Genomic DNA, 13,554 nt, shown 5'->3' with positions numbered 1-13,554 from the left:
ACTGCAGGGCATCTCCCACGTGGGTCGGAAACGACCGCTCTCAGTCCGCGAGCGTCGCTAGTTCGACCGGTTCCAGTCCCGCGTCGTCGAGGACGTCCCGGAGGACTGGGACTCGCTCTCTGAGTTCGGTTGGCGTGTGGCTGTCCGTGCCGAGGACGAACCCGACGTCCTTCTCGCGGAACACGTCGACGATGGCGGGGTCGGGGTGGACCCGGCCCAGCGAGCGATGGACGCGGCCGGCGTTGAGTTCGGGGACTGTCCGCGAGTCGGCCAGCGCCGCCGCGACGCGTTCGTAGTCCCGTCGAGTGGTGTGCCGACGGAGCGCGTCCATCCGCTCCGGCAGGTCGAGGTGGCCCAGCACGTCGAACAGGTCCGACTCCACGAGCGAGACGACGGCGTCGTAGTAGCGCTCGACGGCCGCCCGCCGGACGGCGCTGCCGGTCTCGGCGTACTGGCTGGCGCTGGTGTAGTCGTACGGCCCCGCGAAGTGGACGCTCCCGATGGTGTAGGCGAACTCGGCGTCGTCGAGAAACGCCGCCAGACGGTCCTCGTCGCCCTCGACGTAGCTCACTTCCGCGGCGTCGTACAGTCGCAGGTCGGTCTCTGCACGCGCCTCGTCGATGACCGCTCGTCGCTCCTCGTAGGTCTCGACGAGGTCGTACTGGTCGCGGCGACCGAACTCGTCCTCGGTCACGATGCAGTGGTCTGTGAGTCCGAGGCCGTCGAGACCGACGGTCTCGGCGGCGGCGACCATCGCACCGAGTGCAGACCCGTCCGAGAACGTCGTGTGGGCGTGCCCGTCCGTGTCCATCGCTCACTCGGCCCCGTCGCCGACGTCGACCAACCGCTGGTCGACCAGTTTCGGGACGACGTCACGGCTGTCGAACGCGAGGGTGTACTCGTAGAGGTCGGTCCGCTTGACCTGTGGCTTGCGTTCGTACTTCGGCCCTTTCCCGAACGTGACCATCTCGCGGAAGACCGCCCGCTGTTCCGCCGTCGGCGGTCGCTCGTGGAGGTGCCGTGCGATGTACAGCGCGCCCGCGAGGTCCTCGGGCGAGGGCTTGCCGTTCGACCCTGCTCCGACGAAGTACGTCCGCTGGTCGCTCTGCTTGAGGTGTTCGGCCACGGCTTTGCCGTTGGTCAGACCACCGACGTAGACGTCGACGTCGTCGCCGCCCGCCAGTCGGAGGTCGGTGACCGCGTTGCCGCCGTTAGTCGAGGTCATCGCCGTCGGTCGGCCCGCCACGTCCACGTCCTGGACGAAACTCGGGGAGTTAAAGAAGTCATAGCCCTCCTCGCCCTCGTAGTTCGGCCCGGAACTGCCGCCTATCTTCGCACGGGGATGCTCGGCCTTGAAATCTGGCTCGTTGCCCCGCTCCTCCGTGATGTAGATGTACTCCGCCCCGTTGGCGAACAGTTCCGGGACCGTCGTCGAGAACTGCGCGACGTCGACGACCACGTAGTTCCCGGGGTCGGGGTCGTCGGGAATCTGTGCCCGCGCCGGAATCATCGTCTCTAGCAGTTCCGCTTCGAGGTCGTCTTCGTCGTCGGTAACCAAGCGCATATGTGCCAGTTTTCTGCCTTATATATAACGCAGACTAAGATTGATATAATACAGTGCGTATCTCTATATAGTCAGTTCCGGTCCAGCCAACCGGGCGTCGACGTCGAATGGGGGTCGTCGGTCCGGAATGTGTCCGGGCCGTGGCCCTCACAGCGTGACGGCGATGACTGCGACGACGGCAAGCGACCCGATGAAGAAGCCGCCGTCGAGCGGGCGGATCTGCAAGTTGGCCAACTGCAAGTCCTTGCTCGCCGCATCGTGCAGGGAGTGAGAGAACCCCCGCGTCTCCATGGCTTCGACGGTGACGCGACTGCGCTTTGCGACGTTGAATATCATCGGGTAGAACGCCCGCATCGAGATCCGTAGGATGTACGCGTAGTGCCGCCACCGGAAGCGACCGGGCGAGTCCGGCGCGGCGCTTCGCAACCGATAGGCGTTGACGAGGTCGTGATACTCCTCAAAGAGCACCGGCAACATCCGGTAGCCGTAGGTGATGAGGAAGGTGAACTGCCGCGGGATGCCGAGGCTCCGAAGCCCCTGTGCGAGCGTCTTCGGACCCATGCTGGAGAACACGGCCAGACTCGACACCGAGATGATGGTCAACTTCAGCGTAAACGGTATCAACGCCTGAATCGCGGCGACCGGGTCCCCCGTGAAGGCGGTCACGACGGCGTACGACGCTAGCGTCGAGGCTACCGTAAACGCCATCAGCGCGACCAGAAAGAGGCTCACCCGGGACACGTACGCGAGCAGCGAGACGAACGCCAGCAACCCTAACAGGACGCCCGTGTCGTAGAACAGCCACGGGACGAACAGGAAGACGAAGTACCACAGCAACAGTACCCGAGGGTCGAGGCGGTGCAGGAACGACCCCTCGTTCTCGTAGGCCGTCTTCAGCAGGTCGTTCTTGATGGCGTCGACGGACGCCGCGTCCCGGAGTCCATCGAGGTACGTCACCGCTCGGCCTCCACGGGGGCGTCGCTAGCGAGACGACTCGCCAACCCATCGACGGTCAGCGGTGCGGGCGACAGTCCGAGTCGCTCGCTCAGTCGGACGACCTGTGGTGGTCGCAGATTCGCCCGCTCTAGGGCCTCGGTGTCCGAGAAGACGGCGTCCGGCGGACCGTCGGCGATGACGCGACCGCCGTCGAGGACGACGATGCGCGTCGCCCACGCCGCCGCCAGTTCGAGATCGTGGGTCGCGATGACGACCGTCTCGACGCGCTGTCCGGCGCGGTCGATGGTCCGACCGACCTCCTCCCGACTCGCCAAGTCGAGGCTCCCCGTCGGTTCGTCGAGCAGGACGATCGATGGGTCGGTCGCCAGTCCGATGGCGAGCGAGGCGCGTCGCTGCTGGCCGACACTCAGCAGGCGACCGTCTCGGTGCTGTAGGTCGCCGAGGTTCAGGTACTCGATGACGTCGTCGACACGCTCTTCGACGTCTGGGTACCCGCGGTCCCGGAGGTAGTGGGCGACGTCGGCACGCACCTCGTCTTCGATGAACATCTCCTCGGGGTTCTGGTGGACGTACACCACGTCGTCGGCGAGCGTCTCAGGGAGTGTGGACCCGGCGTCGACGCCGTCGACCGTCACGTGCCCTTCGTCGGGGCTCTCGATCCCGGTGACGAGTCGCAGCAGCGTCGACTTTCCGGCACCGTTGCTCCCGACCAGCACGACACGTTCGTCCGGGTAGAGGTCGAGCGAGAGGCCGTCGAGCGCTTGTCGGCTCCCGTCTCGGAGCGTCTCGTAGCTGTGAGAGACGTCGTCTATCTCGATGACCGGGGACTGCCCGTCGGCGGCAGTCGGAGACGCTTCGATAGCGCCGTCGGTACGCACGCCGCCCGCGGCCGCTCGGTCTGTGAACTGTGCCACGCCGTCGGCGACGGTCACCGGTAGCCGCCGCCCGTCGTCGTACACCTGCTCTGCGACGCGGGTCACTTGCGGCGGATGGACGTCCTGTGCCCGGAGGTCGTCGAGCCTGTTCAGTGCCTCTTCGACGGGGCGCTTCCAACTGACCGCCCCGTCTTCCACCAGCACGACGCTCTCGCAGTACTCCGCGATGAACTCGGTGTGGTGTTCGATAGTGACCACCGTCTTCCCGTGGTCGGCGTTGAGTTCGGTGAGGTGCTCGTACGTCGCCCGGGCGTTGACGGGGTCTAACTGGGCCGCCGGCTCGTCGACGACGAGGATTTCGGGGTCGAGCGACAGCGCCGCTGCGAGAGCGACGAGGTGTTTCTGGCCACCTGACAGTTCCCAGATGAATCGGTCTTCGAGGCCGTCGAGGTCCAGCAAGTCGAGCGTCTGATGGACGCGCTCGCGGTAGTCCTCGTGACCGTAGTTCAGCGGCGCGAACGCGACTTCCTCGAACACGGTGGGGTTGACCAGTTGGTTGTCGAACTCCTGGAACACGTAGCCGACGTGCTGTGAGAGTTCGGCGACCGAACTCGTCGCGGTGTCCAGTCCGGCGACGGTGACTGATCCCTCGAAGGTTCCTTCGTAGAAGTGGGGGATGATGCCGTTGAACGACTTACAGAGCGTCGTCTTCCCGGAGCCGTTCCCGCCGACGACGGCCACGAACTCGCCCGGCGCTATCGACACGTCGGCCCCGTCGAGGACGTTCGTGTCTGTCCCGGGGTACCGAAACGAGAGGTCGTCGACGACGATATCGGCGTCGTGAGTCGAATCCATCGGTGTTCAGGAGGTCTGTCGGGTCGCTCGGTACCAGACGACGACGGCGACGATGGCGGCGACCACGATGGGCACCGCGATGAAGCTCTGGCCGTACATCTCGAGGAACTCGGGTTCCCAGACGACGTTGATGGCGCCCCCGACCTCGCTGGCCGCTTCGGCGACGAACGCCAGCGGGAAGGCGACCAGAATCGCGAGGAACGCCTTGAGCGAGAAGCCGCCCCACATGGAGGCGCCGCGCTCGCCCTGATAGGGCTCCATGCCCAGCAACGGTTCGACCTTGCCGTGGAGCTTCGGATAGAGGTACAGCGCGGGAATCACGCCGAAGACGATGCCCGTGATGACCATCTGGGTGACGAGGTCGACGGCCTCTAGGACGAAGATGCTCTCGGGGAGACCCGGGACGGCCTCCAGTTCCTCGACGCCGACGTACACTTTCCCGATGTCGATGAACATCGCGAAGAACTCCTCCAGCCCTTCCGCGATGAACACGACGAGCGCGAGTTGGGTGGTGTTCTCCGGGTCCTGCAGGAGTTTCGCGGCGAAGTAGTAACAGACCGGAATCAGGAGGAGCCCCTCCATCGCGCCCAGTCCGTCGAACTCGCCCAGCAGGATTTCGCCGAACACGATTTCGCCCACCGGAACGGCCAACGCCGCCCAGTAGGTCCGGAAGAGAAGGACCAGCACGATGGGGATGAAGACGAACTCACCCACGCCTAGTTCCAGCGGTCCCAGCGTGAACTCCGGGAGTATCTCCGTCACGGCGTTTTGCAACCCCGTGAGGGACATGACGAGGATGAACACCATCATGTCCTGTTTGTCGAACGCGAACCACCCCTCTGATGCAGTCGACGTTGTGCTCATGCTACAGCCGAACCGATACCGAGCCCCTATTTGAGCGCTTATAATATTTCTATGACGGCCAATACTACGAGACGAGTGCTTGATACGACTATATGCGTGTACGTACGAACAATTCCTCTCCGTATCAGACGTTCGGCCCTCGGAACCGCCTGAACGGTCGGTGTGGGCCGACCTATGTAACACAATTTCTTCGATAGAGTGTTCATAGTCACCCTTAGATGGGCCCTTCGACGACGATACGACGATGCGCCCGCTCAGGTTCCGGAGTGACTGGCGGACACTCGCTGCCACGTACTGGCCCGCCGGCGCAGTTCTCGGGGGCTCGTTGCTGTACGTGCTCGTCCAACTGCTCGTCTGGCCCGGGGATACGACCTACGCCGTCCCGGACATCGTCGGCGAGGGCGCGGTCGTTCTCGCGCTCCTCGCGGCCGTCTTCGTCGTCCAGCGCGTGCCAGCGCGCCGACTGTACCGTCCGCTGATGGGTGGTCTCACCGTCTTCTATCTGTTCGCGCTGACGGACTTCTTAGACGAGTTCGTCCAACTCCCCGACGTCTACGCGCTCTTGTTCGAGAACGGCGCGGAGGCGGTCGGAACCGTCCTGCTGGTCGTCGGCATCTATCGCTGGACGGCCGCCCGACAGGAACGGGAACACGAACTCCAGTCCCGAAGTGACCAGCTAGAGGTGCTGAACCGTCTCCTCAGAAACGACATCCGGAACGACACGATGGTCATCCGGGGCTGGGCGTCGGTGCTACAACGCGAGACGGGACCGGACGCCGACGAGCGTCTCGGTCGAATCGTCTCCGTGGCGAACGGCATCATCGATCTGACCGAAACCACCGAGGAGTTCACCGACGTGCTGACGACGGCCGAGACGGTCGACCTCGAACGGCGCTCGCTGGCACCGACTATCGAGGGCGAAGTAGAGAAACTGCGGGCCCGCTACGAGGATGCACGCGTAGACGTCGACGGGTCCCTCCCGCAGGTCGATGTCGTCGCACACAGTATGCTTCCCGCCGTCTTCAGGAACCTGCTCACCAACGCCGTCGAACACAACGACGCCCCGACGCCGACGGTTCGAGTCAGTGCGGAACGCGTCGACGACACCGTTCGGGTCCACGTCGCGGACAACGGCCCGGGGATTCCGGACGAGCGGAAAGATGCCATCTTCACCAGAGCCGAGTCCGCACACGGCGGGTCCGGGTTCGGTCTCTACCTCGTCAAGACCCTCGTCGCGGAGTTCGGTGGCGACGTTCGAGTCGCCGACGCCGACACCGGCGGTGCCGTGTTCACCGTCGTGTTGCGGGTCGCCAGCAGCGGTCGGCTTCCCGACCTCGATCAGATGGACGTCCGCTCCCCTCGCTAAACGGTTTTGTGTGCGCTCTCCCTACGGCCAGCCGTGACCGACACCGACGGGACGACCGGGTCGAAACGGGGGCCGGAGAACAAGGTCAGTAGACTCATCGACCAGTACGACCTGACCGGGATAGGGGCGGAACTCGAACGCCGCTGGACTGCCGAGGGTGACGCGAGGGCGAGTCTCCGAGAACTGGCGACCGAGTTCAACCACCGACTCGTCGAGGCCGCACTCGCCGCAGAGAACGAGAGCCTGTTGGACGGCGAAGCGGCGAACCTGTACCGTCTGCTCACCGACGAGGACACCTCTACCGGAGCGCGCACCAAAGCCCGCCACCGGTTTCGCCGGAGCGGACTCGACGTCGAGGACCTCCGCGCGGACTTCGTCTCCCACCGCGCGATTCACACCTATCTCACGACCTGTCGGGAGGTGACGCCGCCGTCGGACCGCGACGACGACGACGAGGACCCGACCGCCCGTCGAAAGCGAACGCTCGACCGCCTCACGAGTCGGGTCGAACGGGTCACTGCGGGAACCCTCCGCGACCTCTCGGCGGCCGGCGAACTGACCGTCGACGACGTCGACGTGTACGTCGACGTGCAGGTACACTGTCCGACGTGTGGCGCCCAGTACGGACTCCACGACCTCCTCTCGCGCGGCGGGTGTGACTGTCAGTAAGCCGTCGACGGACGACTCGTCGGTCGGAGCACAACTCGTAACGCGAGTACGGCTGTAACGGGTTTCTCGGAGCGTAGACCGGCCGTCGAACGCCGTCTCGTCCGACGACTCTCGAAACCCGTAACGTGAGTATAGCTGTAACGAGTTTCGGTACCGGATGGCAACGGCTTTCATCGGTTCACGCTTGGACCGACACATGGCCCCGTCGACTGAGATGGCAGCACTGCACGTCGAGAACGTCGGCGGCATCGAGTCGACCGACGTCTCGCTGGCCCCCGGCGTCTCGGTTCTCACGGGACGGAACGCGACCAATCGGACGTCGCTCCTCCAGGGGTTGATGGCCGCACTGGGGAGCGAAGCGCCGTCGCTGAAGAGCGACACGGCCACGGGGTCGGTCGAACTGGCTCTCGACGGCGAGACCTACACGCGCACGCTCATCCGCGAGGGCGGGACGGTCACGTTCGACGGGTCGCCGTATCTCGGCGAGGACGTGACCGTCGCGGACCTCTTTGCGTTCTTGCTGGAGTCGAACGAGGCGCGGCAGGCCGTCGCCGACGATGCGGACCTCCGTGAACTCCTCATGCGCCCGGTCGACACCGACTCCATACAGCGCGAAATCGCGTCCCTGCGCTCGGAACGCCGGGAGATAGACCAGCGACTCGACGACCTCTCGACGCTGGAGGCGGACCTGCCGGACCTGCAGGCACGTCGGGACGAACTCGATGCGGAGATAGACTCGGTCGAGTCCGAACTGGAGGCGGCGCGCCAAGAACTCGAACAGGCTACCGAGACGGCGACGACAGACGGCGAACTGACCGACCGACTGGAGGCGCTTCAGGAGCGAACGTCGGAACTCGACGAGGTCCGCTTCGAACTCGAAGCGGAGCGTGACAGCCTCGACGCCGTCCGAGCGGAGTGTGCGGACCTCGAACGCTCGCTGTCGACGTTTCCGGAGGCCCCGGACGAGGAACTGGCCGGGGTGGCGTCGGAACTGGCCGACTGCCGCGAGCGGAAACAGCGACTCGACTCCGAGATTACCGAGCTACAACAGACGATACAGTTCAACGAACGGATGCTCGACGGTGGCGACCTCTCGGTCGCCCAGACGTCGACTGCGGACCGGACCGAGGCCGACGGGGTCGTCTGCTGGACCTGCGGGTCGGCCGTCGACCCGGCCGACGTCGAACGGACGGTCGAACAGCTACGAACGCTCCAGTCGGAACGCCGCGAGGAGCGAGCCACGGTTCAGGAGCGAATCGACGCCTTGCTCGACCGACAGGCCGAACTCGAGGAGAGCAAACGCCAGCGCGAGGAACTCCGCCAGCGACTCGACGACCTGCTGGCCGAACGCGCGGAACGCGCCCGTCGCGTCGAGACACTCGAACGGCGCCGTGCGGACCTCCAGACCGCCGTGGAGGACGCCCGAGACGCGGTCGGAAGCCGCGAGTCCCCGGACCAGTCGGACACGCTCGACCGTCACCGCGCCGTCAATCGCGCCGAGTTCGAACTCGAACAGCTCCGGGCCGACCGGTCGGCCGTCGTCGAGGAAATCGACGACCTGCAGCGTGAACTCGACCAGCGAGCGGACCTCCTCGCTCGACGGGAGGACATCGACGCGGAGATAGAGTCGCTCCGAGGCCGTATCGAACGCCTCGAACGGACCGCGGTCGCGGAGTTCAACGACCACATGAGTCAGGTGCTCGACATCCTCGACTACTCCCGACTCGCCCGAATCTGGATAGAGCGTCAACCCGAGTCGGCCGACTCGACGGGAACGGCGCTCTCCGAGAGCCGATTCGTCCTCCACATCGTTCGCCGGACCGACGACGGGACGACCTACGAGGACGTCATCGACCACCTGAGCGAGTCCGAGCGTGAGGTCACGGGCCTCGTGTTCGCGCTCGCGGGCTACCTCGTCCACGAGGTCTACGAGACGGTCCCGTTCATGTTACTCGACTCGCTGGAAGCCATCGACTCGGAACGAATCAGCAAACTGGTCGGCTACGTCAGGCCCTACACCGACTTCCTCGTCGTCGCGCTCCTCCCCGAGGACGCGCGGGCGCTCCCGGACTCGTATCACCGAATCCGGAACGTCTGAACGGACGAGCGAGGACCCGCGCTTTACGCGCTCCGCGCTCGCTCGCGGGCGTCGGCCACGTCCTCGCCGCGCCGAACCGCCTCGACGAACAGTTCGCCGGCGCGGTACGACGACCGGACCATCGGCCCCGAGGCGCAGTAGAGAAAGCCAAGTTCCTCCTCGGCGACCTGCCGCCACGTCTCGAAGGCGTCGGGGTGGACGTACTCCGAGACTTCCAGATGCGAACGGGAGGGCTGGAGGTACTGGCCGAGTGTCACCACGTCGACACCGATCTGCCGGAGGTCCGAGAGGGTCTGGTACACCTCGTGTGCGTACTCGCCGACGCCGAGCATCAGACTCGTCTTGGTGTAGATATCGCTCTCGCGGTCGGCCTGTCGCAAGACCGAAAGCGACTGCTCGTAGCCCGCCCGACGGTCCCGGACCGGCCACTGGAGGCGGTCGACCGTCTCGACGTTGTGCGCCAGCACGTCCGGTTCGGCGTCGATAATCTGCCGGACGAGTCGCTCCTCGCCGCGGAAGTCCGGAATCAGGCACTCGACGAGGATGTCCGAGTCCCGCCGCTTTATCTCCCGGATCGTCTCGGCGAAGTGGCCCGCGCCCTGATCGGGCAGGTCGTCGCGGTCGACGCTCGTCAGGACGACGTAGTCCAGTCCGATGTCGGCGACGGCCTCGGCCACCCGCTCGGGTTCGTCGGGGTCGAGCGGGTCCATCCCGCCGGTCTCGACGTCACAGAAGTTACAGCCCCGCGAACAGCGGTCGCCCATCAGCATGAACGTCGCCGTCCCCGGTCCGTTCCGGCCGCTCCAGCACTCCCCGAGGTTCGGACAGTTGGCCTCCTCACAGACCGTGTTGAGGTTCCGGTCGCGGAGGCTCTGTTTGATGTCGGTGAACCGCTCGCCCGACGGTGGCCGCATCTTCAGCCAGTCGGGCTTGCGCGCACGACTCATTGCCCGACGCTTGGTGCGTGCGCGCAAAAGAGATTGGGTTCCGGGACGTCCGTCGTCACTTCTCCAGACTCGTCAGGTCTTCACTGCTGCACTCCGGGCACTGGAACCAGTACGACCCGGGGTCGGCGTCGGACTGAAACTCGTTGCCACAGTCTTCGCACTCGTAGGACGGTTTCTCGTCGGCGATTCCGACCTTCTGCTTGACGGTTTGGAGTACGGACATAGTATCCAGTCGACGTATAACCGGGTGAGAGTGTTATAACCCTGCCGGGCGCTTCAGACTCTGAAACGCCCGATATCGACATCCCGGGCCGCTCCGGGGCGTCCTGCGGACGAATCTATCCGTTCGCCACGGTGAACGCCGAGAACTATCTCACTCTGGGGCCGTTTCAGACCGCGAAGCTCCGCGAGAGAACCGCCGTACCGCGTCGATATTCGTTCGACGCATCTCGACCCGCTCCCGGCGGTTCACTCCGGTTCTTCGGGCGACGCTTCGTCGTGGTCGATGTCTTCTATCTGGTCGACCGTCTCCCGCCGGAGCTGCAGGTCGACCTCGAATCCCCCGCCGGCCAGTTCGAAGCACACCCGCTCCAGCGTCGTCTCGTACACCTTGTAGTGGTTCCCGTCGTCGTCGACCCGGTCGGCCTCCCGCAGGAGGTCGTACTCCTGACAGACGTTCACCCGGCGGTACACCGTCGGCTCGGAGGCGTCCAGTCCCTCGGCGAGGTCCGGCACCGAGACGGGGTCGACGTTGGCGACGGCGAGGATGCGGCGGACCTCCTCGCTCCCCAGCACCTCGAAAATCGTCTCCGGCTCCCAGTCCTTGCTCACAGCCACGCTCATCGGTGCCAGCTACATAAATTCGCGGTCGCCGTCGGCCGAACAACGCCGCAAACGAGTCACCGCGTGGCCGCCATAGAAACGCCTTTGAGGTCCCGGACCCGCCTGTCTGACGTGTCACGCCGAGCCGAGAGTGAGCCGACGGTGGCGGTCGAGGAGGTGGTGCCCGACTTCGCCGACGCGTTCCCCTTCGAGCGGTTCAACGAGATGCAGTCGGCGGCGTTGCCCGCCCTGCTGAACCGCGAGGACAACGTCGTCGTCAGCGCGCCGACCGCCAGCGGGAAGACGGCGCTCGCGGAACTGGCCATCTGCAAGACGCTGGCCGAGGGCGGGACGGCCCTCTTTCTGGCCCCGCTTCGCGCGCTCACAAACGAGAAAGAAAGCGAGTGGGAGCGCTTCGAGGACATGGGCTACTCGGTGTACGTCGTCACCGGCGAACGGGACCTCTCCCCCCGCCGGGCCGAACGCGCCGACGTCCTCGTGATGACCCCCGAGAAGGCCGACTCGGCGACTCGCAAACACGATACGGCCCGCTACTCCTTTATCACGGACGTGGACTGCTGTGTCATCGACGAGGTCCACCTGCTGGACTCCGAGCGACGCGGCGCGGTGCTAGAAGTCACCGTCTCGCGGCTTCGCCGCCTCTGTGGCCCGCGCGTGGTCGCGCTGTCGGCGACGATGCCCAACATCGAGGACGTGGCCGACTGGCTGGACGCCCCCGACGAGACCACCTTCGCCTTCGGCGACGACTACCGTCCGGTGCCGTTGAACGCCGACGTGAAGACCTACTCCCACGGCGAGAACGCCTTCGCCGACAAGTACCGCCGGCTCTACCGCGCGCTCGACCTTGCGGAACCACACATCCGCGACGAGGGGCAGGCGCTCGTCTTCGTCTCCTCGCGACAGGACACCGTGCAGGCGGCGAAGAAGGCCCGCGACGAACTCACCGAGCGAGACATCCCGATGGGCGCCCGCGGGGACTACGACTTTCACACCGACGCCGCCGAACTCCAGAACGACACGCTCCGGCAGTCCGTCCTCGACGGCGTCGGCTTCCACCACGCCGGCCTCGCACGCGAGGACAAGAACCGCGTCGAGCAGTGGTTCAAGGAGGGGAAGATTCAGCTCCTGTTCTCGACGTCGACGCTAGCGTGGGGCGTGAACCTCCCGGCCCGGTGTGTCGTCATCCGGGACACGAAACTGCACGACCCACTGGAAGGCGAGGTGGACATGAGTCCGCTCGACGTCCTCCAGATGCTCGGCCGGGCCGGGCGGCCGGGCTACGACGACATGGGGTACGCGTGGGTCGTCTGTGACCGCTCGGACGCCGACAAGTACCGCCGTCTCCTCCGGGACGGCAAGGAGATAGAGTCCCGACTGGCCGCGGAACTGGACGCCCACCTCAACGCCGAAATCGCGCTGGGGACGATTCGGGACGTCGACGACGTGATGGACTGGCTAGGGACCACATTCTATTATGCCCGCGCACAGTCGGCCCCCGACGCGTACGACGCGGGCAGTGACCTCCGCGAACGGGTGAGCAACACCCTCTCGGAACTGGTCGCCGACGGCTTCGTCGAACAGGACGGCCTCCGCGTCGAGTCCACTCGACTCGGCCAACTCGCCTCGAAGTTCTACCTTCGGCTGGACACCGCCCGCCGCTTTGCCGACCTCGCGGAACGTTGTGCGGCGGCCGCCGAGAGCGGTGACGTGGACGCTATCGACGCCGACGACCTGCTGACGACGCTGGCCGGTGCGACGGAGTTCGACAGCGTCAGCGCCCGGTCGGACGAACAGGACGCGGTCCACGCTGTCATCGGCGACGGCGTCCCCGACCACCTCGATGCGGGCCAGCGGAAGGTGCTCGCCATCCTCCGGTCGGGGATGACCGGGACGACGCCGACGGAACTCAAGAGCGACGCGTGGGTCATCCGACAGAACGCGCTCCGACTGCTCGCCGCCCTGCGGGAGTTTCTCGACAATCTCGCGCCGGGCCGCTACGCCAACCTCGCCTGCCGCGTGGAGGCCCGCGTCGAACACGGCATCAGCGCCGACGCGGTGGGCCTGACCGCCATCGACGGCGTCGGGTCGGGACGCGCGAAGAAACTCGCCGCCGCCGGCCTCTCGACCCCCGCCGACGTGGTCCGAGAGGGCGTCTCGGGCCTCGTCTCCGCCGGTCTCTCGGAGGGCGTCGCCGAACAGGTGGTCTCGAACGCACGGGACCTGCCGGTGGTCGTCGTCGACTGGGGCGAGTTCCCCGAATCCGTCGCGCCCGGTGACCACGAGATGTGCGAGGTAACCGTAGCGAACAACGCCGGCGGCACTCGCGCGGGCCTGCGCGTGACGGTCAACGGTCGCGAGATGACCGCGAAACCGGCGTATCTCGGCCAGACGAACCTGCCCGTCGCCGTCTTCGGGGCCGACGCCGACGAACTGGAGTACACCGTCGAAGTGTCGTATCCTAACCTGCCACTCCCGCCGGTGACGTCCTCGCGAACGGTCGACGTCCGCTGACTACC

At 65.9% G+C, this 13,554-nt stretch carries 12 protein-coding genes; 4 read left to right on the top strand and 8 right to left on the bottom strand.

Annotated features, from left to right (window positions below; all coding sequences use genetic code 11):
- Positions 1–40 precede the first annotated feature (40 nt).
- The 5 genes from G9465_RS01760 to G9465_RS01740 form a co-directional block, all read right to left on the bottom strand.
- Positions 41–811, bottom strand: coding sequence for a PHP domain-containing protein (locus G9465_RS01760; protein WP_166966968.1), 771 nt, complete (start codon positions 809–811; stop codon positions 41–43).
- A gap of 3 nt (positions 812–814) precedes the next feature.
- Complete coding sequence (locus G9465_RS01755) at positions 815–1,564, bottom strand: 2-phosphosulfolactate phosphatase (RefSeq protein ID WP_166966966.1); 750 nt, start codon at positions 1,562–1,564, stop codon at positions 815–817.
- Between the two features lie 147 nt (positions 1,565–1,711).
- A complete protein-coding gene (locus G9465_RS01750) occupies positions 1,712–2,521 on the bottom strand; it encodes an energy-coupling factor transporter transmembrane protein EcfT (protein WP_166966964.1) in 810 nt (269 codons plus the stop codon).
- Positions 2,518–4,251 (bottom strand): ABC transporter ATP-binding protein, encoded by a 1,734-nt coding sequence (locus G9465_RS01745; protein ID WP_166966962.1) that lies wholly within the window; start codon positions 4,249–4,251, stop codon positions 2,518–2,520. The genes G9465_RS01750 and G9465_RS01745 overlap by 4 nt, the downstream gene beginning before the upstream one ends.
- Positions 4,252–4,257: 6 nt before the next feature.
- Entirely contained in the window at positions 4,258–5,115 is an 858-nt protein-coding gene (locus G9465_RS01740; protein ID WP_166966960.1) for a hypothetical protein, read from the bottom strand.
- Between the two features lie 244 nt (positions 5,116–5,359).
- On the opposite strand from G9465_RS01740, the gene G9465_RS01735 reads away from it, so the two are divergent.
- The 3 genes from G9465_RS01735 (at position 5,360) to G9465_RS01725 (ending at position 9,248) form a co-directional block, all read left to right on the top strand.
- A complete protein-coding gene (locus G9465_RS01735; RefSeq protein ID WP_166966958.1) occupies positions 5,360–6,481 on the top strand; it encodes a sensor histidine kinase KdpD in 1,122 nt (373 codons plus the stop codon).
- Between the two features lie 33 nt (positions 6,482–6,514).
- Positions 6,515–7,150 carry a rod-determining factor RdfA gene (gene rdfA / locus G9465_RS01730; protein WP_166966956.1) on the top strand — a complete coding sequence of 212 codons (636 nt, stop codon included), beginning with the start codon at positions 6,515–6,517 and terminating at the stop codon, positions 7,148–7,150.
- 196 nt (positions 7,151–7,346) lie between these two features.
- The gene (locus tag G9465_RS01725) at positions 7,347–9,248 is read left to right on the top strand and encodes an archaea-specific SMC-related protein (RefSeq protein WP_166966954.1); all 1,902 of its coding nucleotides are present in this window, start codon (positions 7,347–7,349) and stop codon (positions 9,246–9,248) included.
- A gap of 23 nt (positions 9,249–9,271) precedes the next feature.
- Here the strand turns inward: G9465_RS01725 and lipA are convergent, their stop codons facing one another.
- From lipA to G9465_RS01710, 3 genes are all read right to left on the bottom strand, one after another.
- Positions 9,272–10,222, bottom strand: coding sequence for a lipoyl synthase (gene lipA, locus G9465_RS01720; protein WP_227015674.1), 951 nt, complete (start codon positions 10,220–10,222; stop codon positions 9,272–9,274).
- Between the two features lie 28 nt (positions 10,223–10,250).
- Positions 10,251–10,418: a hydrogenase maturation nickel metallochaperone HypA gene (locus G9465_RS01715; RefSeq protein WP_166966950.1), complete on the bottom strand. Its 168-nt coding sequence runs from the start codon at positions 10,416–10,418 to the stop codon at positions 10,251–10,253.
- Between the two features lie 245 nt (positions 10,419–10,663).
- Positions 10,664–11,026 (bottom strand): winged helix-turn-helix domain-containing protein, encoded by a 363-nt coding sequence (locus G9465_RS01710; protein ID WP_166966948.1) that lies wholly within the window; start codon positions 11,024–11,026, stop codon positions 10,664–10,666.
- A 153-nt stretch (positions 11,027–11,179) separates the two neighbouring features.
- Between G9465_RS01710 and G9465_RS01705 the strand changes: the two genes are divergently transcribed.
- Positions 11,180–13,549: a DEAD/DEAH box helicase gene (locus G9465_RS01705; protein WP_166972843.1), complete on the top strand. Its 2,370-nt coding sequence runs from the start codon at positions 11,180–11,182 to the stop codon at positions 13,547–13,549.
- Positions 13,550–13,554 lie beyond the last annotated feature (5 nt).

Source organism: Haloarcula sp. JP-L23, from assembly GCF_011602445.1.
GTDB lineage: Archaea > Halobacteriota > Halobacteria > Halobacteriales > Haloarculaceae > Haloarcula > Haloarcula pellucida.
This window is presented reverse-complemented; position numbering and strand designations above follow the sequence as displayed.

Coding starts and splice junctions, on each gene's coding strand:
- G9465_RS01760 (WP_166966968.1), bottom strand. CDS start 811: ATGGACACGGACGGGCACGCCCACACGACGTTCTCGGACGGGTCTGCA.
- G9465_RS01755 (WP_166966966.1), bottom strand. CDS start 1,564: ATGCGCTTGGTTACCGACGACGAAGACGACCTCGAAGCGGAACTGCTA.
- G9465_RS01745 (WP_166966962.1), bottom strand. CDS start 4,251: ATGGATTCGACTCACGACGCCGATATCGTCGTCGACGACCTCTCGTTT.
- G9465_RS01740 (WP_166966960.1), bottom strand. CDS start 5,115: ATGAGCACAACGTCGACTGCATCAGAGGGGTGGTTCGCGTTCGACAAA.
- G9465_RS01735 (WP_166966958.1), top strand. CDS start 5,360: ATGCGCCCGCTCAGGTTCCGGAGTGACTGGCGGACACTCGCTGCCACG.
- G9465_RS01725 (WP_166966954.1), top strand. CDS start 7,347: ATGGCCCCGTCGACTGAGATGGCAGCACTGCACGTCGAGAACGTCGGC.
- G9465_RS01715 (WP_166966950.1), bottom strand. CDS start 10,418: ATGTCCGTACTCCAAACCGTCAAGCAGAAGGTCGGAATCGCCGACGAG.